19 protein-coding genes and 2 tRNA genes are annotated in these 20,868 nt (G+C 68.1%); 7 read left to right on the top strand and 14 right to left on the bottom strand.

Features of this window, described 5'->3' with window-relative positions; all coding sequences use genetic code 11:
* Positions 1–86: 86 nt before the first annotated feature.
* The 7 genes from clpX to ASC66_RS16980 all read right to left on the bottom strand — a co-directional run bounded on the left by clpX (position 87) and on the right by ASC66_RS16980 (position 6,253).
* Complete coding sequence (clpX, locus tag ASC66_RS17010; protein WP_055842530.1) at positions 87–1,361, bottom strand: ATP-dependent Clp protease ATP-binding subunit ClpX; 1,275 nt, start codon at positions 1,359–1,361, stop codon at positions 87–89.
* Between the two features lie 333 nt (positions 1,362–1,694).
* Positions 1,695–2,363, bottom strand: coding sequence for an ATP-dependent Clp protease proteolytic subunit (locus ASC66_RS17005; RefSeq protein WP_055842527.1), 669 nt, complete (start codon positions 2,361–2,363; stop codon positions 1,695–1,697).
* A gap of 43 nt (positions 2,364–2,406) precedes the next feature.
* Positions 2,407–2,994 (bottom strand): ATP-dependent Clp protease proteolytic subunit, encoded by a 588-nt coding sequence (locus tag ASC66_RS17000; protein ID WP_055842524.1) that lies wholly within the window; start codon positions 2,992–2,994, stop codon positions 2,407–2,409.
* A 90-nt stretch (positions 2,995–3,084) separates the two neighbouring features.
* Entirely contained in the window at positions 3,085–3,993 is a 909-nt protein-coding gene (locus tag ASC66_RS16995; RefSeq protein WP_055842522.1) for an EamA family transporter, read from the bottom strand.
* Positions 3,994–4,080: 87 nt separating this feature from the next.
* Positions 4,081–4,575 carry a tetratricopeptide repeat protein gene (locus ASC66_RS16990; RefSeq protein WP_055842518.1) on the bottom strand — a complete coding sequence of 165 codons (495 nt, stop codon included), beginning with the start codon at positions 4,573–4,575 and terminating at the stop codon, positions 4,081–4,083.
* A gap of 87 nt (positions 4,576–4,662) precedes the next feature.
* Positions 4,663–6,126, bottom strand: coding sequence for a trigger factor (gene tig, locus ASC66_RS16985; RefSeq protein WP_055842517.1), 1,464 nt, complete (start codon positions 6,124–6,126; stop codon positions 4,663–4,665).
* Positions 6,127–6,176: 50 nt separating this feature from the next.
* Positions 6,177–6,253: transfer RNA gene (locus ASC66_RS16980), tRNA-Pro, on the bottom strand.
* A gap of 207 nt (positions 6,254–6,460) precedes the next feature.
* Between ASC66_RS16980 and ASC66_RS16975 the strand changes: the two genes are divergently transcribed.
* The 3 genes from ASC66_RS16975 to ASC66_RS16970 all read left to right on the top strand — a co-directional run bounded on the left by ASC66_RS16975 (position 6,461) and on the right by ASC66_RS16970 (position 7,736).
* A tRNA-Gly gene (locus tag ASC66_RS16975) sits at positions 6,461–6,534 on the top strand.
* 62 nt (positions 6,535–6,596) lie between these two features.
* Positions 6,597–6,740 (top strand): hypothetical protein, encoded by a 144-nt coding sequence (locus ASC66_RS18230; RefSeq protein WP_157509843.1) that lies wholly within the window; start codon positions 6,597–6,599, stop codon positions 6,738–6,740.
* An 87-nt stretch (positions 6,741–6,827) separates the two neighbouring features.
* Complete coding sequence (locus tag ASC66_RS16970) at positions 6,828–7,736, top strand: alpha/beta fold hydrolase (RefSeq protein ID WP_055842514.1); 909 nt, start codon at positions 6,828–6,830, stop codon at positions 7,734–7,736.
* A gap of 7 nt (positions 7,737–7,743) precedes the next feature.
* On the opposite strand, the gene ASC66_RS16965 is transcribed toward ASC66_RS16970, so the two are convergent.
* Positions 7,744–9,120 (bottom strand): NAD(P)-binding protein, encoded by a 1,377-nt coding sequence (locus ASC66_RS16965; protein ID WP_055842512.1) that lies wholly within the window; start codon positions 9,118–9,120, stop codon positions 7,744–7,746.
* A gap of 115 nt (positions 9,121–9,235) precedes the next feature.
* Here ASC66_RS16965 and ASC66_RS16960 point away from each other — a divergent pair, with 115 nt between their 5' ends.
* Together ASC66_RS16960 and ASC66_RS16955 are read left to right on the top strand one after the other, a co-directional pair.
* Entirely contained in the window at positions 9,236–13,093 is a 3,858-nt protein-coding gene (locus tag ASC66_RS16960) for an SCO7613 C-terminal domain-containing membrane protein (protein ID WP_055842509.1), read from the top strand.
* Between the two features lie 58 nt (positions 13,094–13,151).
* Positions 13,152–13,844 carry a hypothetical protein gene (locus ASC66_RS16955; RefSeq protein WP_055842506.1) on the top strand — a complete coding sequence of 231 codons (693 nt, stop codon included), beginning with the start codon at positions 13,152–13,154 and terminating at the stop codon, positions 13,842–13,844.
* Between the two features lie 181 nt (positions 13,845–14,025).
* Here the strand turns inward: ASC66_RS16955 and ASC66_RS16950 are convergent, their stop codons facing one another.
* The 5 genes from ASC66_RS16950 to ASC66_RS16930 form a co-directional block, all read right to left on the bottom strand.
* On the bottom strand, positions 14,026–14,706 hold the full coding sequence (locus ASC66_RS16950; protein ID WP_055842503.1) for a response regulator: 681 nt from the start codon (positions 14,704–14,706) through the stop codon (positions 14,026–14,028).
* A gap of 10 nt (positions 14,707–14,716) precedes the next feature.
* Complete coding sequence (locus tag ASC66_RS16945; RefSeq protein WP_055842500.1) at positions 14,717–16,081, bottom strand: sensor histidine kinase; 1,365 nt, start codon at positions 16,079–16,081, stop codon at positions 14,717–14,719.
* 94 nt (positions 16,082–16,175) lie between these two features.
* Positions 16,176–16,811 (bottom strand): FMN-binding negative transcriptional regulator, encoded by a 636-nt coding sequence (locus ASC66_RS16940; protein WP_055842497.1) that lies wholly within the window; start codon positions 16,809–16,811, stop codon positions 16,176–16,178.
* Positions 16,812–16,849: 38 nt separating this feature from the next.
* Positions 16,850–17,839: an Fpg/Nei family DNA glycosylase gene (locus tag ASC66_RS16935; RefSeq protein WP_055842493.1), complete on the bottom strand. Its 990-nt coding sequence runs from the start codon at positions 17,837–17,839 to the stop codon at positions 16,850–16,852.
* 53 nt (positions 17,840–17,892) lie between these two features.
* Complete coding sequence (locus tag ASC66_RS16930; protein WP_055842490.1) at positions 17,893–18,384, bottom strand: ribose-5-phosphate isomerase; 492 nt, start codon at positions 18,382–18,384, stop codon at positions 17,893–17,895.
* Between the two features lie 56 nt (positions 18,385–18,440).
* Between ASC66_RS16930 and ASC66_RS16925 the strand changes: the two genes are divergently transcribed.
* Positions 18,441–19,979 carry an SDR family NAD(P)-dependent oxidoreductase gene (locus ASC66_RS16925; RefSeq protein ID WP_082492473.1) on the top strand — a complete coding sequence of 513 codons (1,539 nt, stop codon included), beginning with the start codon at positions 18,441–18,443 and terminating at the stop codon, positions 19,977–19,979.
* Here ASC66_RS16925 and ASC66_RS16920 read toward each other — a convergent pair.
* Positions 19,958–20,392, bottom strand: a complete 435-nt coding sequence (locus ASC66_RS16920; protein ID WP_055842487.1) for an ASCH domain-containing protein — start codon at positions 20,390–20,392, stop codon at positions 19,958–19,960. The two genes, ASC66_RS16925 and ASC66_RS16920, sit on opposite strands and share 22 nt — an antisense overlap.
* 52 nt (positions 20,393–20,444) lie before the next feature.
* Here ASC66_RS16920 and ASC66_RS16915 point away from each other — a divergent pair, with 52 nt between their 5' ends.
* Entirely contained in the window at positions 20,445–20,678 is a 234-nt protein-coding gene (locus tag ASC66_RS16915; protein ID WP_055842485.1) for a putative acetyltransferase, read from the top strand.
* Positions 20,679–20,868: the final 190 nt, after the last annotated feature.

Here is a 20,868-nt window from a genome sequence, read left to right as displayed (position 1 = left end):
CTTTCGTTCTCTGGCGCGGTGCTACCCGGCCCAGCCCGACTTCGCTAGGCCGGATTCGCTACGCCGACTTCGCTACGCGGACTTCTCTACGCGGACTTCTCTTGGCGACGCGCCTTGTGGGGCACAATCGTCGGCGCCGCGTTTTCGAGCACGGCGGCCCTGGTCACGACGACGCGAGCGACTTCCTCGCTCGAGGGCACCTCGAACATGATCGGCCCGAGGACTTCTTCCATGATCGCCCGGAGACCTCGAGCGCCGGTCTGACGGAGCACGGCGAGATCGGCGATCGCCTCGAGCGCCGGCTGCTCGAACTCGAGCTCGACGCCGTCGTACTCGAACATGCGCTGGTACTGACGCACGAGCGCGTTCTTCGGCTTGGTGAGGATCTCCATCAACGCGACCTGGTCGAGCTGAGTGACCGTGGTGACGACGGGGAGGCGCCCGATGAACTCCGGGATCAGCCCGAACTTCTGCAGGTCTTCTGGGAGAACCTCGCTGAACAGGTTGACGTCGTCGCCCTTGGAGTGGAGCGGGGCGCCGAAGCCGATGCCCTTCTTGCCCGCACGAGACGAGATGATGTCTTCGAGACCGGCGAAGGCGCCGGCGACGATGAACAGCACGTTGGTGGTGTCGATCTGGATGAACTCTTGGTGAGGGTGCTTGCGCCCACCCTGCGGCGGGACGGATGCGACGGTGCCCTCGAGAATCTTGAGCAACGCCTGCTGAACACCCTCGCCGGAGACATCTCGCGTGATCGACGGATTCTCGGCCTTGCGGGCGATCTTGTCGACCTCGTCGATGTAGATGATTCCGGTCTCGGCGCGCTTGACGTCGTAGTCGGCGGCCTGGATCAGTTTCAGCAGGATGTTCTCGACGTCTTCACCGACATAACCGGCCTCGGTGAGCGCGGTGGCATCCGCGACGGCGAAGGGAACGTTGAGGCGCTTGGCCAGCGTCTGTGCAAGGTAGGTCTTGCCGCAGCCGGTCGGGCCGATCAACAGGATGTTGGACTTGGCGATCTCGATCTCGTCTTTGACATCGGCCGGGCCAATGGAGGTGCGAGCGCGAACGCGCTTGTAGTGGTTGTAGACGGCGACGGCCAACGCACGCTTCGCGGGCTCCTGGCCGATGACGTACTCCTCGAGGAAACCGAAGATCTCCTTGGGCTTGGGCAGCTCGAACTCGCTGCTCACCTCGTCGCCGGACTCGGCCAGACGTTCCTCGATGATCTCGTTGCAGAGTTCGACGCACTCGTCACAGATGTAGACACCTGGGCCCGCGATGAGCTGCTGGACCTGCTTCTGGCTCTTGCCACAGAAGGAGCATTTGAGCAGGTCGGCGCTCTCACCTATGCGTGCCATTCGTCCGCCTCCTCAGCGTCTCGAAACTGATGTTTCAGAACGTAATCCGAGCCTAGCCTGTGATGCCGACATCCCGGCGGTTGCGGCTCGCAGATTCTCTGGCGCGTCGCCTGTCGCCTGCCGCCCACGACCGCCGACTCGCGGCAGAAACGACAGTTCCGCGCCAGACGTTTTCACCGCGCAGCTGCACGGTCTGCCGCGGGGCCGGCGTCCGCGGTTTCGACAGGCTCAACCATCGGCGTGAGTGGCTCAACCATCGGCGTGGGTGAGCGCAGAAACGCGGCGGGTGCCGGGCCGTGTGGGCCGGCCCCCGCCGCGTTCGGTGTGCTGATACTACTTGGTCAGCGCGGCGAGGCTCTTGCGCGAAGTGAGCACCTGGTCGATGAGACCGTACTCGAGTGCCTCTTCTGCGCTGAGGATCTTGTCGCGGTCGATGTCCTTGTTCACCTGAGCCGCGTCGCGGTTCGAGTGCTTGGCCAGCGTGTCTTCAAGCCAGGTACGCATGCGCAGGATCTCCTTGGCCTGGATCTCGATGTCCGAGGCCTGACCGCGCCCGGCCTCGCCGACGGCGGGCTGGTGGATCAGGATGCGGGCGTTCGGCAGGGCCAGGCGCTTGCCGGGAGCACCGGCGGCGGTCAGCACGGCGGCAGCGGAAGCGGCCTGGCCGAGAACGACCGTCTGCACCTGCGGCTTGATGTACTGCATCGTGTCGTAGATGGCCGTCATCGCGGTGAACGAGCCACCGGGCGAGTTGATGTACATCACGATGTCGCGGTCGGGGTCCATGCTCTCGAGCACGAGAAGCTGGGCCATCACGTCGTCGGCCGAGGCGTCGTCAACCTGCACGCCGAGGAAGATGATGCGGTCCTCGAACAGCTTGGCGTACGGGTCCTGGCGCTTGTAGCCGTAGGCCGTGCGCTCCTCGAAGCTGGGCAGAATGTAGCGGGAGCCGGGTGCCTGCATGTTGGAGTATGCGGTGCCACCGAAGCTGGGTGTCGTCATAGTCGTCTCTTCGTTTCTGATCGAATTGTCGAAGCTCGGGGGCTTACTTGGTTTCGGTTCCGCCGCCGCCGGCGACATCCAGCGCAGATTCGCGGATGTGGTCGACGAAGCCGTACTCGAGCGCCTGCTGGGCGTCGAACCAGCGGTCGCGGTCGCCGTCGGCGTTGATCTGCTCAACGCTCTTTCCGGTCTGCGCAGCGGTGATCTCGGCGAGACGCTTCTTCATGTCGTTGATGAGCTGCGCCTGCGTCTGGATGTCGCTGGACGTTCCACCGAAGCCACCGTGCGGCTGGTGGAGCAGCACACGGGCGTTCGGCGTGATGTATCGCTTGCCCTTCGTGCCAGCCGTCAGCAGGAGCTGACCCATGGATGCCGCCATGCCGATGCCGACGGTGACGATGTCGTTCGGCACGAACTGCATCGTGTCGTAGATCGCCATGCCGGCCGTGATCGAGCCACCGGGCGAGTTGATGTAGAGGTAGATGTCGCGCTTGGAATCCTCGGCGGCAAGCAGCAGAAGCTTGGCGGCGATTTCGTTGGCGTTATCGTCGCGCACCTCGGAACCGAGCCAGATGATGCGGTCCTTCAGCAGTCGATCAAAAACGCTGGTGGCTACCAGAGGTTCAGCCATGTTGTCGCTCCGTTTCAGTTAACGCGGTATGTCGAATCTATCTGAGCCAACGCGCTGGAAGAGCGGTGTTCGCCGTGGGCAGATCGCGTGTCACGCGACGGCGAGCAGCGCGACCCCGCCGAGCACCACGATGGCGCCCGCCATCCGCTGCACCGGGTTGGGTTCGCGGTAGATCAGCCAGCCGGCGAGGCTCACCAGCACGACACTGAGTTCGCGGGCCGGTGCCACCAGGGACACAGGTGCGAGCTGCATCGCCCAGAGCACCAGGATGTACGAGAGTGGCGAGAGCAGGCCGACGATCGCCGCCTCGCGCTTGAAGCTTCGCCACACGACCGCGAGCTGGGCGCGTCTGCGCAGCGCGACGGGTGTGAGCAGCACCAACTCCCCCAGCGTGCAGCCGACCATGAAGGTGAGCGGAGAGACCCCACCGCCGGTGACGACCGACGCATCCCAGAGTGTGTACGCCGCAATCGCGACGCCCGTGAGCAGGCCGTAGACGGTGCCGGCACGCATGCGGGAGGGTGGCGCAGGCGGCATCCCAGGCCCGCCGGATGCCGTGCGCACGCGCCTGCGCCCTGCGGAACCCGCCAACCCGATCGCCACGACGCCGGCCACGATCACGAGTGCACCGAGCAACGCGAGAGGCGGCGGGCGCTCACCGAAGATCACGATCGCGAGAATCACCGTCAGCAGCGGTCCGGTGCCGCGGGCCATCGGGTAGACGACCGAGATGTCGCCGGCCGCATAGCCGCGCTGCAACAGGAACATGTAGGCGACGTGGAGCACCGCTGACACCGACGCCCCCAGGAGGAAGGAGCGCAGTTCCAGCCCGTTCAGGCCGATGTCGACGACGGCAAGCGGCAGGTAGAACACCGTGGAGGCCGCGGCTCCGAGCCAGATGAACGTCAGCCCGCTGGCGCTGGCCTTCTTCGAGGCGAGGTTCCACGCGGCGTGCGCGATGGCGGCGACCACGACGAGCGTGAAAGCGAAGAACGACATGGGATCCCTGCAGTGACGGTGAGGTCGCAGCGCCGGAACCCCGAGAGCCACCCATCATGCCAGACGGGTGCGAACGGAATGCGCGGGTCAGGCGCCCGCGGTCAGCTCCATCGCGTATGCGCGGACGCTGCGCTGATAGCGCGGCAGCTGAGGCACGAGGGCGAGGAGCGCCAGCTGCGTCGCCTCGAGCGCATCTCCACGGCTGGCCAGAGCCAGGGCGAGGAAGGCCGTCGCCGCGCCGGCCAGTTCGCCGTCGGGTGCGGCGTCGAGTTCGGCGCGCAACAGAGCGACGGACTCATCGATGTGGCCGAGGTTCCGGATCGTGCTGGCGAGCTGGATCGTGGCCTGCGCCCGCTCCGACTCCGGCAGCCCCAGTCGCAGGGCGCGGCGGTAGAGCGGCTCGGCCTGCGCCTCCAGCCCAGCGGAATCGCGGGCGCCGGCCTTCTCGAAGAGGGAGAGGGCGTCGTCATCCGGCCATTCGGCGGCGAGCTCGTCGATGCGGTCGATGACCTCGGCGTTGTTCAGGGTGCTGTCGGCCCAGACGGCGTCGACGCGGTTCTTCCACTCTGTGCGGCGGTCCATGGTGTGCTTCCTCTGTCGCTCGTGTGCGTTAACGAGAGCGGGGGCCGGATGCCATCGGCATCCGACCCCCGTTCAACGGAACTCTGACTACTCAGCAGCCTTGGCGTCAGCCTCAGCGTCGTCGGCCTTGGCGTCAGCCTTGGCGTCGTCGGCCTTGGCGTCGTCAGCCTTGGCGGCCTTCTTCGCGGGGGCCTTCTTCGCTGCAGCCTTCTTGGCAGGAGCCTTCTTGGCGGGCTTCTCGGCCTCGGCCTCAGCCTCGTCCTCGTCATCGCCGTCAACAGCAACGAAGTCGCTGAGGTCAACGGTCTTGCCGTTGGAGTCGGTGACAACAGCCTTGCCGAGGATGATCGCGAGCGCCTTGTTGCGGGCAACCTCGCCGACCATGGCCTGGATCTGGCCGTTCTCGCTGAGGACCTGAACGAACTCGCTCGGGTTCATGCCGTACTGGGCCGCGCCCTGGATGAGGTACTGCGAGAGCTCGTCCTGGCTGACCTTGACCTCTTCGGCCTCGGCGATCGCGTCGAGCAGGATCTGGCTGCGGAAGGTCTTCTCGCTGGACTCGGTGACCTCGGCGCGGTGCTCGTCGTCTTCGAGACGACCCTCACCCTCGAGGTGACGGTTCACCTCGTCCTCGACGAGGGAAGCGGGAACCGGAACCTCGACGAGCTCGTGGAGCTTGTCGATGAGCAGGTCGCGTGCCTGGCCGCCCTGAGCGAAGGTCTTGTTGGCCTCAACCTGCTTCACGAGGCTCTCGCGCAGCTCGGCGATGGTGTCGAACTCGCTGGCGATCTGGGCGAAGTCGTCGTCGGCAGCGGGAAGCTCGCGCTCCTTGACGGCCGTGACGGTCACCGTGATGAGAGCGGTCTCGCCCTCGCGGTCGCCGCCGAGCAGCTTCGACTCGAAGGTGGTGGTCTCGTCGGCGGAGAGTGCGTCGAGGGCCTCGTCGATGCCCTCGATCAGCTCGCCGGAGCCGACCTCGTAGGAGATGCCGCTGGCGTTGTCGACCTCGTCGTCGCCGATCTTGGCGGTGAGGTCGATGGTGACGAAGTCACCGGTCTTGGCGGGCCGGTCAACCGTGATGAGCGTGCCGAAGCGGCTGCGGAGCTTCTCGAGCTCGGCGTCAACCTCGTCGTCACCGATCTCGGCTGCGTCAACCGTGACGGCGATGCCGGACAGGTCGGGGAGCGTGAGCTCGGGGCGCACGTCAACCTCGATCGAGAGGAGAAGGTCTCCGGAGAAGTCCTTGTCGCTCGGCCACTCGACGATGTCGGCGGCGGGGCGGCCCAGCGGGCGCAGGTCGTGCTCGGCAACGGCGAGACGGTAGAAGGTGTCGAGACCCTCGTTCACGGCGTGCTCAAGAACGGCGTTCTTGCCGACACGCTGGTCGATGATGGCCGGCGGAACCTTGCCCTTGCGGAAGCCAGGAACGCTGACCTGCTCGGCAATGTGGCCGTAGGCGTGGGTGATGCTGGGCTTCAGCTCTTCGGGCGACACCGAGATGGTGAGCTTGGCGCGCGTCGGGCTGAGCTTTTCAACCGAGGTGGTTGGCATTGTGGCAATTCTCCTAGACGTCAAAAGTTCTGCTGGGATGTCTCACGACGTGGTCGGGGCGACAGGATTCGAACCTGCGACCTCTCGGTCCCAAACCGAGCGCTCTACCAAGCTGAGCTACGCCCCGAGTCAGTGCCGCAACCCGTCGTACCTTTTCTGGAGACGTGCAGAACCGCACGCAGTCAGAAAGGCCTCCGCAAGTCTACTGCACGGTTTCGGATGCCATTGCCCAGCAGTGTGAACACAGCACCCCAAAAGCTGTACTAACATTGTTCGAGTGCCTGCAGGTGATGCAGATCACGGGGATTCATCCCGACGGACTCACGTCCGAATCGGGGCTGTAGCTTAGTGGTAAAGCCTCTGTCTTCCAAACAGATGATGCGAGTTCGATTCTCGTCAGCCCCTCCAGATATTGACAAAAGGCTCCGACCGCTTGGTTGGGGCCTTTTTCTTGTGCCTATGCTTTCACCATGACCGACAGCGCCGGTCTGACCGCGACCTTCATCGTCATCGCCGCCGGAATGCTCGTGTGGGTGACCGTCGGGATGGTCGTGCGGCTTGCGCGGCACCGCCGCGCCAGATCCGAGCACTCCGCGCTCCGAGACGGGGCTTGACACGGCGCGCCGCGACTGCGAAATTGCATTCAGGAGTCGACCGTCGTGCCGGCACGTGCGCCATAGCCTCCGAGGGGAGGACACATAATGGGGTCGAGTTCACGCGGAGTGAGTGCTTCCGGCAGTAAGCCGCGGCGGCTGCCGCGGCGCCCCGCATCGCGTCTGGCCGAGCACTGGACCACGATCGACGGCATCGATGTGTTCTATCGCGAGTCCCCCGCGCCATCGAACGCCCCCGTCATGATGCACCTGCACGGCTTCGGGCTCTCCGGCCGGTATCTGCTGCCGACGGCCGAACTGCTGATGGATGACTTCTACACGCTCGTGCCCGATCTTCCGGGTTTCGGGCGGAGCGGCAAGGACCCCAACTCACTCGACGTGCCCGATCTCGCACACGCCGCCGCACGCTTCCTCGACGAGCGCGGGGTTGAGAAGGTAACGCTGGTCGGCAACTCGATGGGCTGCCCGGTCATCCTCGAGTTCGCGCACCACTATCCGGAGCGCCTGGAGCGCGCGATCCTCGTCTCCCCCGCCGGCGGCCTGCACAACCAGCCGCTGCGCCGCGCCATGGGCCAACTCACCAAGGACGGGCCGCGTGAGCCGGCGCGGATGATGCGGGTGGCGACCCCCGACTATCTGCGTTTCGGCGTACCGAGCACGGTGAAGATGTTCCAGGCGCTCACCAAGTACCCGACGCTGGAGCGCTTGTTGGAGCTGAGGCTCCCCACGCTCGCCGTGATCGGCAGCAGGGACCCGCTGATGCCTGACTCCGATCGCGTCAGGGAGGTTGCGGGCCAGACCGACAACCACCTGCTGCTCGTCGTGATCGACGGAGCAGCGCACGCGATCAACTTCAGCCACCCGGGCGAACTGGCCCACGTCATCCGCCTGTTCATGGCGGACAAGCCGATCGTCGACGACCCCGATTCACCCGGCCACGCCAGTGTGTATGAGATCCACCGCGGCACGTTCCACCCGCCGGCGTCCGAGGCCTGAGCCACGCTCAGCCTGCGTGACGCAACTCGGCGAGCCGGGCAAGCCCATCGGGCAGCCGCGTCTTCAAACGGGCACGCGCGTCGTCCAGTTCGGCGGATCGTCCACGCTCGGGCGGGACCCGCGCCGGATTGAGCGCGACGCCGTCTGCCCAGGCCTTGATGTCTGGTTCGGAGCCGAACGACATCGTGGCGCGGGTGCCGAGCAGTGTCATGGCGGCCCATCCCGCCAGAGTGTTCGGGTACGGCGTCGGTGGGCACAGCCGGTTCTTCTCCGCGTCGTCGTGACGCGTCGCCTCCACATATCCGGCGAGCGCCGCTCCGAAGCACGGAAAGCCTGCTCTGATCGGCTGCAGCGTGATCGCCGATGGGCCCCAGATCGGCACGAGCGGCGGATACTGCAGACCTGATGCCGCACAGTGCACGACCAGCGCGTCCCTCGCAATCGTTACGGCGCCCTTGTCGAGCGTGACGCGCCCATGCTCCACGCGACGGACATGCCCCAAGCGCACAACGCGCTCGATACTGCGCAATTGTTCGAGTTCCCACTGGGCCAGCGTCGGCGTCTTCGCCATGGTCGGCATGACAGACCGGTTGATGCGCAGCATGATGCCGGCCCTTTCCAACCGGAGGAACAGGTCTTCCAGGGATGACGCGGCGGCTGCGGCTTCCATCGTGGTGGCCGCCATGCCGACGAACACGGCAGGATCTGGCTGAATCATCGCCCGGTTCAGCATCCACGGCTCGCGCGGTCTCACCCAACAGATCGCCCCGGCATCCACACCCCGCGAGAGCAGCCATATGCAGGCGTCGGTGGCGGTCTTTCCCGATCCCACGATCACATACTGCGAGGGCGCCTCGCTGAGGCGGGCGAGGTCGTTGACGGGAATCACGCGGGCATCCTCCGCAACGTCGAACGGTGGCGGCGTGGTCGCCGGGATATCGGGGGCGAGGTATCGTGCGTCCACGATGCGACACGTCGGCGGCACGTCGAACCGCCGGCCGGAGATGCGCGAGACGATCTGACGTGCCGCGTAGTCGCAATTGGCGAAGAACTCGACCCTGCCAGATTCCAGGAGCCGGTCACGCAGAAGGTGACGGTAGTAGGCGCAGATCTCAGAGACATCGGCTCGCTCGTGCAGGCCGGCCTCCGGACCGTGCGACTGCACTCGGCCGCCACCCAAGAGCGTCGACGCGACCCCGTAGAACGCGGACGCCTGGTGCAGGCGCACGAATGGGTACGCGTCCAGCCAGTGCCCGCCGGCGCTGTGCCGACGGTCGACGATCGCAACCCGGACGTCGGCGTGATCGATCAGCGCGTCGGTGAACGCCATGCCCATGGCGCCGGCACCGACGACGAGGTAGTCAGCCTGCAGGCTGCGCGTCATGGCGCAATTCAATCACCGCGACGCCACGACCGCTACGCCGCACTGCCGCTACGTCGCGCTGCCGCTACGCTGAAGCCGTTGCGCCCGCGAGCGCGGGCCGGGTGGGGGCTTGAGTGTGACGGCAGGACAGGGCGAGCCGAAGGTGTCCGCACAACTGGCATGGCCGCGCAACACCGACGAGCTCGTCAACCGGGCTCTCTGCCCCGCCTGCTTCCAGACGCTGCGCGGTGTGCGGTGCACGGTGTGCGGTCTCGATCTGAGCAGCCCACTCGCGGCCGAGCTGCTGCACGCGTCGACGGATGCCGCCGAGCTCCTGAATCGGCGCGGCCGACTGATCGCACAGATGCGTGAGGCCGTGCCGGTGGCTGCAGCCGTTCCTGCAGCTGTGACTGGCCCCGTTGTTGTGCCCGCCGCCGCGTGGATCCCGCCCGTCGCAGCGCCCGCCCCGACGTTTGAGGCTCAGCCTGCCGCCCCGCCCGCGGCGCCACCTGCCACTCCGCCGCTTGCATCACGCCCAGCCGAGCCGGCGGCTCCCCGGCGATCCAGTGTGCAGATGCTGTTGCTCGTCGTCGGCGTCTCCCTCGTCGCCGTCGCTCTGGTCTTCTTCCTGATCATCGCCTGGTTTGTCGCCGGGCTCGCCTTCCGCGCCGTCATCGTCGCCGCCATCACCGTCTTGGTGTTCGCCGCGGTGTCGCTCCTGGACCGATTCCGACTGCACTCCACGGCGGAGGGCGTCTCCGTGCTCGCCGTTCTCCTGGTCTATCTCGACATCTGGGCGGTTCAGGCGAACGACCTCTTCGGTGCCGGCGGCGTCGATTCGGCCCAGTACTGGGGAATCGCGGTTCTGCTCAGCGCTCCCCTGCTGCTCGGCTGGTTCCGCTTCACGGGCATGCGCGCCGCCAGCGTGGCCGGCTTCGCTGCTGTGCCCGTGGGAGCTGGGCTCCTCGCCTGGGCAGTCGCGGCCCCGTCTGGGCAGGCCATCGACCCGTTCCAGCGTCCATGGCTGGCTGCCGTCGTGATCGTCGCCGCGGCCCTGGTGCAGCTGCTCGCGCCACGGTTCGGGCGCAGCCTGGCGATGCCGCGTGCCCTGCATGCGGAGCGCGTGATCGTGCTCACGCTCGCGGTCCCCGCAGTGCCTGCAGCCGTCATACTCGGATTCTTCGTGGCACCCGGCGAGCACTGGGCGCCGCTCTGGGGCCTCGGAGTGCCGACGGTCGTGTTCGCGCTGCACGTGCTGGCCGGGTTGCGGATGCCGGACGCGCTGAACCGTGCGACCGGCACCGTCGCCGCGGCCGCGGCCGGGTTCAGCCTCGCCGCGATGCCGATCGTGATCGGAATCCGGGTCAGCACGGTCTCGGAGCCCCTGGGGTGGTCGGTGCTGCTGAGCGTCGCGGTGCTTCTGGCCTTCGATGCGCTCCGGCTGCGCCTTCACCGTGCCGGCACGGGGGCGGGAGTCGCTGCCAGCATCGGTGCCAGCATCGGTGCCGGCGTCGTCGTCGCGAACGCACTGATCGTTGCGCTCGGCGCGCTCCTCGTGACCTTCGTGATGCGCGCGCCGGCCGTGAACGGCTTCGGGCTCTGGACGCCGGCCGATCCGGCGGCGCTGCAGCCTGACGTGCTTGCGATCCAGGCCGCGTTGGTGTTTGTCGGCGCCACGGTGCTCGCCACACTGACGTGGGCGGTGCTGGGCGTGATCAGGGGCAGGGCCGTCGCGCTCCACGCCCTCGTCGTCCTCAGCACGCTCGGCTGCGCGGTGCTGATTCCCTCGCCGACGGTCGCGGCCCTGACATACCTCGCCATCGCCGGCTGCGCGCTCGCCGTGCTCGCGGTGCCGTCCCTGCGCGCCCGCCTCGCCGCGCCAGGGACGCGCGTGCTCGGTGTCGCTGCGCTGATCGTGGCGGCATCCGCCGGCTACACCCTCGCATTCGACTCGCTCTGGCTCTGGCTGCTCGCCTCTGGCGTGATCATCTCTCTGCTGCTCGGTGCCCGCGAGATCGCCGCGGTGCTCCGCCCGGTACTGCTCGCTGCCGCGGTACTAGTCGCGCTCGGCACGACGGCGATCATCCCCTCCGCGATCGTCGCCTCAGCGCCCGGCACCGAATGGGCGAGGGTTGTCGATACCCGCGCGCTCGTGATGCTGGTCTCCGGAGCGTTGCTGCTGCTGTTCAGCCTGCCGCTCGGGCGTTTCGCCTCCCCGCTGGATCGTGCATGGGCGCTCGTCCCCGCCGCGGGCGTGGGGGTGCTCGCTTCTCTGACCGGGTCCTTCTCCGGCGGCGGCGGCTTGCTCGCTCCCTCGCTACTCGCCTGTATCGGCTCCGCGGCCGCCGGCATCGCAGCCGTGCTGCTGATCGCGCTGCCGACGAACCGCGACCTCACCGTGACGCGGATGCTCGCTCTTCTCGGCGTCACGCCGGCATTCTGGCTGAGCGGGCAGTACGCCTTCGCCGGGCTGGCTGCGGCGGGATCGCCGGCACCGACGATGCTGGTCGAGCTCTGGCCTGCCGCCGTCGGCTTCCTCGCGCTGGCGATCAGCCTCGCCCGGGAGCTGCGTCCGGCCACGGAGACACGTGCGAATCGCGCGCTCGACCGCGTGTTGCTCGATGCCAGCGCCGGGCTCGTGCTCCTCATCGGCATGGTGAACGCACTCGGCGTCTCCGGCGGGCCGGCGGCATGGCTCGTCTACCTCGTTGCGGGGATCGCCGTGCTGCTCGCCTCCGTCGACCGCAGCGGACTGTTCAACGCGGCGAACCCGCGTCACCACCTGGGGTGGCTCGCGCTGGTACTCGGCACGGCCGCACTCTGGACGGGGCTGTGGGATGCCGGGGTCGCGGCACCGGAGCCCTACTCCATTCCGCTGGCCGCCGCACTTCTGCTGATCGCGGCGCTGCTGGTGCGCGCGGCGAACTCGGAGGGAAGCGGGCCGGCCGCCAGCACCGCGGTCTCCGCTCTCGTGGCCGCTGGGATCCTGATCGGACTCGCGCCGTCTGCGATCTACGGCGCGAACGGCTCCGTGCTGCGCCCGATCCTCACGATCGCGCTCGCCGGCGTCATCCTGCTCGCCGCCTGCCTCTGGCGCGCCCCGTTGCCGACCACGCCGCTCCGGCTCGCCGTGATCGCTGCCGCCGGAGCCTCGCTGCTGGTCGCCGTCGGCGCCCGCGCACTCGGCCTGATCGGCGTCTCGGCCGGCTCCGTTTCCGGAATCTTCGAGCTGTGGGTGCTCTCCGGCGCCGGCATCCTGATCGCCGCGGCCGCGGCGCTCGGCGGTGAATCACGTCGCCTGAGCACCGCGCTCGTCGCGACCGCCCTCGTCGGCAGCACCCTGCTCGAGATCGCGGCGCTGACGGCGACAGCGGATGCCGCTGGTGCCGGCGTGCGCGCGATCGCGGTCATCGTCGCCCTCAGCGGAGCGCACGTGCTGCTGGTCTGGCTGCGTCCGGCCGCGCTGGCGAGCTGGATGCCGACCCTGGCGTTGGGCCTGGCCGGGGCGAGCGCCCTCTATTACCTCGCGGCATTCGTGGTCGGAGTCGACGGCGCACCGCCCTTCGAGTGGGCGGCCGTGCCCATCGCTGCCGCCTGGACGGCGAGCGGCGTCGTCCGGCTGCGACGGAACCCGGCAACCCGGAGCTGGCCGGCACTCGGCGGCGGACTCGCCCTGCTCCTCGTGCCGTCGCTGCTGGCCGACTACAGCGATTCCCCGCTGTGGCGCGTTGTCGGCCTCGGCGTCGTCGGGATCGCGGTACTGCTCATCGGCCTCGCGACGCGCCTGCAGGCGCCCTTCGTGCTCGGCGGGCTCGTCGTGCTGCTGCACGGCCTGGCGCAGCTCTGGCCCTGGCTGTCGTCGCTCTACGACCCGACCGCCTGGTGGCTCTGGTTCGGCATCGGCGGCATCCTGCTGATCGTTGTCGCTGCCCGCTACGAGAAGCGGGTGCAGAACGTGAAGGATGCCGTGGCCATGGTCGGTGCACTGCGCTGACGGTGGCCGGTCCCCGCGTGCGCTCGCAATCGCGTGCGCGCGGGAGGACAATGGCTGCATGTCTCAGCAGGCGGCTCTGCCGCCAGAAGGAGTTCCGGCCGCATCGGCCTCGGTTCGCGCGCAGTTGTTGGCGACCGAGCACTGGAGCCTGCTCGCGTCGCGGAGCACGACGCAGGGCGAGGTACTCACCCGGATCAGCATGTTCCTGACGCTGACCTCGGCGAGTCTGCTCAGCATCGCGCTCGTCGGTCAGGCCACTGACTTCAGCGACGCGTTCCGGGTGTTCGCCGTGGTGATCCTCGGCATCCTCTGCGTGATCGGCGTGCTGACGAATGTGCGCGTCAACAACGTCGGGGCCGAGGACTTGATGTACGTGCTCGCCATGAACCGGCTCCGCGCCGCCTACCTCGAAATCGATCCGGGCATCGCGCCGCATCTGATGGCCTCAGCTCACGACGACATGTCCGGTATGGAGCAGACCTATTTCTGGCTCGGCCGGCGCAGCAGCCTCAGCCAGGTGGCCGGAAGCAGCATGATCTTCATCGCCGCGGTGTGCTCGGCTCTGATCGGCCTGCTCGCGGCCGGAATCGGCGGCTTGCTGCACGCCCCGGTCTGGGCACTCTACGCCCTCGGCTTCGGCCTGGGGATCGTCTATCTCGCGCTCGCCGCGTGGCTCGGCGGGCGCAGCTACTTCGCCTTCTGGCGCAGCTACAAGCCGGTCTCGCCGACCCCGGATGCCGCCGGCGGCTGAGTACCCCGCCGACACGGGCGCGACTGTCCCAGGCACGCGCTCAGGGCTTCGCGTGCGTCGCTGCTCCTTCGTCGCGGCGCCGCTCGCTCAAGCCAACGTGAATCAGAACGCTGGCTCGAGGGAGCACCCGAGGAACGAGGCCGCGCCCGAAGCCCTGACACACGCCGACGGGCTTCGTTGCCTAGCGCTGCAGGAAGGCGAGCACCGCGAGCACCCGGCGGTGGTCGGAGCCGGAGTCGTCCAGCTGCAGCTTCTGGAAGATCGACGTCACGTTCTTCTCGACCGCTCCGACGCCGATGAAGAGCCGTTCGGCGATGCCTGCGTTGGTGCGCCCCTCCGCCATCAGCTCGAGCACCTCGCGCTCTCGCGGGGTGAGGGCGTCGAGCGGGTCGGAACGCCGGGCGAGCAGCTCGCGCACCACCTGCGGGTCGAGCACGGTTCCACCCGCGCTGACCCTGGCCACGGCATCCTGCAGCTCGTCGAGCGAGGCGACGCGGTCCTTCAGCAGGTAGCCCATGCCGCCGGATCCGCTGGAGAGCAGCTCGTGGGCGTAGCTGCCCTCGACGTACTGGCTGAGCAATAGGATGCCGATTCCCGGCTGCCTGCGGCGCAGCTCGATCGCGGCGCGCACGCCCTCGTCGCGGAAGGTCGGCGGCATCCGCACGTCGAGAACGGCGAGGTCCGGCCGGAGCTCGTCGACCTCGGCCAGCAACTGCTCGGCATCGCCGTAGGCTGCGACCGTGTTGTAGCCGGCCTCGTCGAAGAGGCGCACCAGCCCCTCGCGCAGCAGCAGCGAGTCCTCGGCGAGAACCAGGCGGAGCGCGGGGGCGGGCGAGCTGGTGGTGGAGTCTGTGGTCGGCACAGACCCAACGCTAGCGCGGCAGCGGGATGTGTGCGCCCACGGCCGTCGGACCGCCGAGCGGGCTGTCGATCGAGAGCACGCCGCGGAGACCGGTGAGGCGGTCTTCGAGCCCGCTCAGGCCGTGGCCCGCCTGCTTCTCTGCGCCGCCGGCACCGTTGTCGATCACCCAGAGGTCGAGCCACTGGGCGGCCTGCTCCGTGCGCAGTGTGAGGTGCAGGCGGATCGCGCTGGCCCCGGAGTGCTTCGCGGCGTTGGTGAGGAGTTCGGCCGCCACGAAGTACGCGCTGCGTTCGATCTCCGGTGCCAGTCGGATGCCCTGGTCCAGTTGCAGCTCCAGGCTGACCGGGATCGTGCTGCGGGCCGCGAGGGACTCGAGGCCGGCGATGAGACCGCGGTCCTGCAGGATCGGCGGAGCGAATCCGCGGGAGAGGGCGCGCAGCTCTTCGAGCGTGTCCCTGGCCTGTTCGCGGGCCTCCGCGAGCAGGGCCTTGGCGGCATCCGGGTCGGCATCGATCTTGCGTTCTGCACTGGCGAGATCCATCTGCAGCCGTACGAGGCGCTGCTGCGGTCCGTCGTGGATGTCGCGCTCCAGACGGCGCAGCGACTGGTCTTCGGCCAGCACCGCGGCGCCACGGGAGGCGCTGAGCGATGCCACCTCGCGGCTGAGCGCCTCCGAGCGCCAGGCGGAGAGCATGCCGCGGGCGATGACGTTGTGCAGCAGCGTGAGGCCGCGGGTGACGAGCGGCAGCGTCGCGAGGAAGATCAGGCCGATTGCAAGGAAGAGCAGGGTTTCGCCGAGGTAGGGCTCGATGTCCCAGTCGTTGTCCGGGAACGCCCAATCGAGGATGACCTCGTGCAGCCAGAACTCATCGGAGTCCCCCGCGAACGTGCGGGGCCACAGCCAGCTCGTCGTACCGGCGAGGCCGATCACGAGCCAGACGAAGGAGATCGTCCAGCTGAGGATTCCGACGATCGGTGCGATGACCATGCCGTGCAGCAGGTAGAGCCAGTAGTGGCCGTCGGCGAACGGGCCGAGCATGACTCTCCAGAAGCCCTGGGTCTCCCCTGGCTTCTCCCACTGCGGACGGGCGATCCGGGGGCGCCCGGCCCACTGCAGGCGCAGCAGTTCCAACACGCCGAAGGCGCGCGCCGTGTACATCGTCGCGACGAGGATGAACAGACCGACGAGGATGGCGACGAGACCGAGACCCGTGAAGAACAGCGTCGACAGCACGACGAGGCTGATGATCGCGATCGGCAGGTTCAGCAGCAGGAAGCCGAGTTCTTGCGGAACGCGCAGCCAGAGTCTGCCGTAGTTGTCGCGCGTGCGCGGCGCCGTCTGAGTCGCCGCCTGGGTTGCCGTGATGGTGGTCATGATTCGATTCTGGCCAGCGGATGCCGGCGGCCCCAGCCAGCTGGCAACCCAAGGCGTGCGGGGGTTATCCCCACCCGAGGTCTCACCCGCTCGCTCACACCGCTTCGCCGCGAGCGCGGCGCATCTCGCGGGCAAGCTCCGGGCTAGCGTAGTGCTCGCCGTGCTCGAGCTCGTGGATGATGCGCTCGACCGTCTCGGCCGGACGGTTCTGACTCATTTTGTTCTTGCCGGTGTAGCGCTCGACGCGCATCCGGAAGCCGACCGTGCCGGAGACGATGCGGGCGGCATACTCCGCGTTGGCCTCCGTGCCGTTCATGCGGCGGGGCTCCGGCATCCGCTCCTCGAAGTGGTCGACGAGGCGGTCCAGCACCCGGAGGTTCTCGTCATCGCTCAGCAGTTCCGGCGTTCCGTGCAGGTGGGCGACGACGAAGTTCCAGGTGGGGACGGCCGGCTTCGCGTCGTACCAGCCGGGCGAGATGTAGCCGTGCGGCCCCTGCACGATCACGAGCAGCTCGTGCCTGCCGAGCTCGTGCAACTGTTCGTCCGGGCGGCCGACGTGGCTGAGCAGCACGATGCCGTCCTCGGCGGAGTCGTCGAGGATCACCGGGTAGTGCGAGGCGACGAGCTCGCCGGCATCCGTGTGGCTGATCATCGTGACCCAAGGGTTCTCGCGGATGAGCCGTTTGACGGCATCGTCGCTGGCGAGGATGAAGCTCGGAGTCTGGCGCATGCTGCTAGCTTCTCACCTCTGGAACGAAGGATGGGTGTTCAACGCTGACAGTTGGGGCACCAGTACAGCTTGCGCGCGCCGAAGTCCTCGAGGGTGATGTGCGTCCCGCAGACCCGGCAGGGCAGGCCCTCGCGCTTGTACACCCAATGCCGGTCGGCGCGGTTGGCCATCGCCTGGGTGTACGCGTCGCCCTCGAGGTCGTCCATGGTCATCATCTGCCCGGTCTCGACGCCGATCCGCAGCAGATGCGCCCAGTCGCGCCAGAGGCCGCGAACGACGTCCTCGGGGACGAGCTTGCCCGGCGTGTGCGGGTTCAGCCGGGCGCGGAAGAGCATCTCGGCGCGGTAGACGTTGCCGATGCCGGCGACGACGTTCTGATCCATCAACAACAGTCCGATGGGTGTCGGCTTCTTCCGCACGACGGCGGTGAAGCGGTCCTCTGCGGCCTGAGAGTCATCGAGCAGCGGGTCTGGTCCGAGTTTGGCGATGATGGAGTCGACCTGGGCCGGGTCGAGCACCTCGCACGCGGTCGGGCCACGGAGGTCGGCGCAGACGGTGTCGGTCAGCAGCCGCACGCGCACCTGGCCGATCGGCTCGGGCGGGAACGTCTCCAGCGCCGCGCTCTCCTTCTCCGACTCCGCCATGCGCACCCGCGTGCGCCGCGGGGCACCGATCGAGTGCATCGAGTTCTCGCCGGCGGTGTCGTGGATCGGGCCGTCGAGGATCGTGCCACGCTGATTGGTCTGACCCATGCGCCCGTTCGCCGAGGCGATCGTGGCGTCCATCAGGATGTCGCCGGCGAAGTCCCACGCCCCGTACATGCCGAGGTGCACGCGCAGCCAGAGCCCGTTGTCGAACTCGAGGTACATCTGCTTGCCGACGGCCTTGGCATCGGTCACGATGCGGCCGTCGATCATGCTCGCGCCCTCGACGAAGCGCCCCTGCGGGCTCGAGGCGCTCACCCGGTGGCCGACGAAGTTGCGCGCGAACTGACGGGTGATCCTGTGGACGGAGTGGCCCTCTGGCATGTCTGACGAAACCGCTCTGATCTAGTACTGCTCTGATCTAGTACTGGTGGACTCTAGTACTGCTCGACGTTCTTGCCGGCGATGTCGCCCGTCGTCTCGTACTCGGCGAGCTGGGCGATACGGCGGGCGTGACGCTCGTCGCCGGAGAACGGCTCGGCGATGAAGGCGTCGATGAAGCTGGTCGCGTCTTCGATGGTGTGCTGGCGCGCACCGATCGAGATCACGTTGGCGTCGTTGTGCTCGCGGGCGAGCTGCGCGGTGCTGAGGTTCCAGACCAACGCGGCGCGGATGCCGGTGACCTTGTTGGCCGCGATCTGCTCGCCATTGCCAGAGCCGCCGAAGACGACTCCGAGGGCCTCGATGCCATGCGCCTGGTCGTGCGCGACGGCGAGGGCGGCGTTGATGCAGAAGGCCGGGTAGTCGTCGAGGGCGTCGTAGGCGGTCGGCCCGTGGTCGATGACCTCATGGCCCGCCGCACCGAGGTGCGTGATGAGGTGCGTGCTGAAGTCGAGGCCGGCGTGGTCCGTGGCGATGTGGATGCGCATCACAGCAGTCTAGGGTTCACAGCAGAGCAGCCAGCTTCGCCGCGTAGAATTCAGGGATGCCCTCCGCACCATCTCTTGAGCCCGACTCTGCCGCGATCGATTCCGACATCGAGTCCGCCATCGACGGTGTGCGCGACGACGCCGCCCGCATCGACCCGGAGGAGCTCGCGATCGCCCTGCGCGTGCTCGCCACCCTCAGTGAGGTCGACGAGGAGGACCCGGACTTCCTCACCGTTCGGCACGCGACGGCCAAGATGTTCAAGTCGGTCAAGGTCTCGCGCCGCGCCATCAAGCGGGCACGCATCGCGGACGCCGACAAGGCCGTCATCGCCGCGACCGCGACGGGTGCGCCGAGCCGCATCGACGACGAGACGCAGGGCCACGAACTCTCCAGCGCCACCGACGCGCCGGTCGCCGGCGAACTGCTCGTCGCCCGCGCCTGCTACATCTGCAAGCAGCGTTACACGCTCGTCGATGCCTTCTACCACCAGCTCTGCCCGCGCTGCGCGCTGCTGAACCACGCCAAGCGCACCGCACGCACCGACCTCACCGGCAAGCGCGCCCTGCTCACGGGCGGCCGCGCGAAGATCGGCATGTACATCGCGCTGCGCCTGCTGCGTGACGGAGCACACACCACGATCACGACCCGCTTCCCGCGCGACGCCGTGCGTCGTTTCGCGGCGATGCCCGATTCGGCCGAGTGGCTGCACCGGCTGCGCGTCGTCGGCATCGACCTGCGCGACCCGGCCCAGGTGGTCGGGCTGGCGGATGACGTGGCCGCACAGGGTCCGCTCGACATTCTGATCAACAACGCGACACAGACGGTGCGCCGCTCCCCCGGCGCTTACTCGCCGCTGGTGGAGGCGGAACTCTCCCCGCTGCCGGACGGCGATCTGCCGGAGATCGTGAGTTTCGGCCACACGAGTGACCAGCACCCGCTGGCGCTGGCGGCATCCGTTGCCAGCCACCCCATCCTGGCCGCGGCCGCCGGTGCAGGAACGCTCACCGCCGACGACCTCACCGCGCTCGCGCTGGCGCCGGGCTCGAGTTCGCTCGACCGTCTCGCCGCCGGCACCGCGATCGACGCCGGAGGCCTGCTGCCGGATCTGCACCACGAGAACAGCTGGACCGACAAGGTGCAGGATGTCGACCCGCTCGAGATGCTCGAGGTGCAGCTCTGCAACACCACGGCGCCGTTCCTGCTGATCAGCCGGCTGCGCGCCTCGATGGCCGCCGCTCCCTCCGGCCGCAGCTACGTCGTGAATGTGTCGGCGATGGAGGGCGTGTTCAACCGCGGTTACAAGGGCCCGGGCCACCCGCACACGAACATGGCCAAGGCCGCCGTCAACATGCTCACCCGCACCAGCGCACGCGAGATGACGAGCGACGGCATCTACATGACCAGCGTCGACACCGGTTGGATCACCGACGAGCGCCCGCACCCGACCAAGGTGCGCCTGGCCGAGGAGGGATTCCACGCCCCGCTCGACCTGGTCGACGGTGCAGCAAGGGTGTACGACCCGATCGTGCGCGGCGAGGCCGGCGAAGAGCTGTTCGGGGTGTTCCTGAAGGACTACAAGCCCTCTGACTGGTAATCGCGGGCCGAGTAGCTGCGAGCGACCAGCTCGAAGTAGATGCACAGCACCGGGGTGGCAGCGGTGACGTGCTCGCCCTCCGTCGCCCAGTAGTCGCGGTGCGCCCGTCGCCAATCCTCCAGGTCGACGAAACCCTCGCCCTCGGCCTGGGCGAACTCCCACGTCACCTCGGCGAAGGTCGTCGGCAGCACAGCGGTCACCTCGATGACGCCGAGCGGCGCCTCGTCGTCATCGACGAGCACGAGCCGCTCGCCGACGTGCTCCCACGGCTCGTTCTCGGTGATGTACTCGCTCAGCAGACCGGCCGTGGCCCTCTTGGTGCCGTTGAGAACGCAGTCGTTGAGGTGGGCGCGCAAGCCTCCCGGGCTTCCGAGTTCCATGGTCCGCAGCCCGTCGACGGTGGGGAAAGTCATGCACCCACCCTATTGCGCGCCCCGGATCCGAGCCGGGTCATAGGCTTGGTTCATGGCTGACCCCGTGCACTTCATCACGACGGCGCCGCTCGGCACGCGGGTGGTCGTCAGGCAGCGGATTCCCGGTGGGCTGACCGATGCACTCGGATTTCTCCGCAGCGTGAGCGCGGAGGAGTGCGTCGTCGAGACGCGCGACGGCCTCAAGACGGTTCCGCTGGCGGCGGTGGTCGCCGCCAAGGAGGTACCGCCTGCTCCCCCGCGCCACCGCCCGGCTCGCCCCGCCTGAGCCCGAGCCCCCGCTGGTTGAGCCCGTCGAAACCTTCGCTGGTTGAGCTTGTCGAAACCCCGCCGCGCCCTACTCGTTGAACTTGTCGCACCCCGTTGGTTGAGCCTGTCGAAACCCCGTCGGTTGAGCTAGTCGAAACCCGCGAAACCCGATCAACGTCGAGCTGGTTCCGGACAACGGCGTTGACCCG

Source organism: Leifsonia sp. Root4 (assembly GCF_001425085.1).
In the GTDB taxonomy this organism is placed as follows: Bacteria; Actinomycetota; Actinomycetes; order Actinomycetales; family Microbacteriaceae; genus Microterricola.
The sequence above is the reverse complement of the archived record's forward strand: the minus strand, read 5'-3'. Positions and strand labels throughout refer to the sequence as shown.

Bases quoted from the DNA above. Each gene is read 5' to 3' on its own strand.
- clpX (WP_055842530.1), bottom strand. From the start codon at position 1,361: ATGGCACGCATAGGTGAGAGCGCCGACCTGCTCAAATGCTCCTTCTGT.
- ASC66_RS17005 (WP_055842527.1), bottom strand. From the start codon at position 2,363: ATGACGACACCCAGCTTCGGTGGCACCGCATACTCCAACATGCAGGCA.
- ASC66_RS17000 (WP_055842524.1), bottom strand. From the start codon at position 2,994: ATGGCTGAACCTCTGGTAGCCACCAGCGTTTTTGATCGACTGCTGAAG.
- ASC66_RS16995 (WP_055842522.1), bottom strand. From the start codon at position 3,993: ATGTCGTTCTTCGCTTTCACGCTCGTCGTGGTCGCCGCCATCGCGCAC.
- ASC66_RS16990 (WP_055842518.1), bottom strand. From the start codon at position 4,575: ATGGACCGCCGCACAGAGTGGAAGAACCGCGTCGACGCCGTCTGGGCC.
- tig (WP_055842517.1), bottom strand. From the start codon at position 6,126: ATGCCAACCACCTCGGTTGAAAAGCTCAGCCCGACGCGCGCCAAGCTC.
- ASC66_RS18230 (WP_157509843.1), top strand. From the start codon at position 6,597: ATGACCGACAGCGCCGGTCTGACCGCGACCTTCATCGTCATCGCCGCC.
- ASC66_RS16970 (WP_055842514.1), top strand. From the start codon at position 6,828: ATGGGGTCGAGTTCACGCGGAGTGAGTGCTTCCGGCAGTAAGCCGCGG.
- ASC66_RS16965 (WP_055842512.1), bottom strand. From the start codon at position 9,120: ATGACGCGCAGCCTGCAGGCTGACTACCTCGTCGTCGGTGCCGGCGCC.
- ASC66_RS16955 (WP_055842506.1), top strand. From the start codon at position 13,152: ATGTCTCAGCAGGCGGCTCTGCCGCCAGAAGGAGTTCCGGCCGCATCG.
- ASC66_RS16945 (WP_055842500.1), bottom strand. From the start codon at position 16,081: ATGACCACCATCACGGCAACCCAGGCGGCGACTCAGACGGCGCCGCGC.
- ASC66_RS16940 (WP_055842497.1), bottom strand. From the start codon at position 16,811: ATGCGCCAGACTCCGAGCTTCATCCTCGCCAGCGACGATGCCGTCAAA.
- ASC66_RS16935 (WP_055842493.1), bottom strand. From the start codon at position 17,839: ATGCCAGAGGGCCACTCCGTCCACAGGATCACCCGTCAGTTCGCGCGC.
- ASC66_RS16930 (WP_055842490.1), bottom strand. From the start codon at position 18,384: ATGCGCATCCACATCGCCACGGACCACGCCGGCCTCGACTTCAGCACG.
- ASC66_RS16925 (WP_082492473.1), top strand. From the start codon at position 18,441: ATGCCCTCCGCACCATCTCTTGAGCCCGACTCTGCCGCGATCGATTCC.
- ASC66_RS16920 (WP_055842487.1), bottom strand. From the start codon at position 20,392: ATGACTTTCCCCACCGTCGACGGGCTGCGGACCATGGAACTCGGAAGC.
- ASC66_RS16915 (WP_055842485.1), top strand. From the start codon at position 20,445: ATGGCTGACCCCGTGCACTTCATCACGACGGCGCCGCTCGGCACGCGG.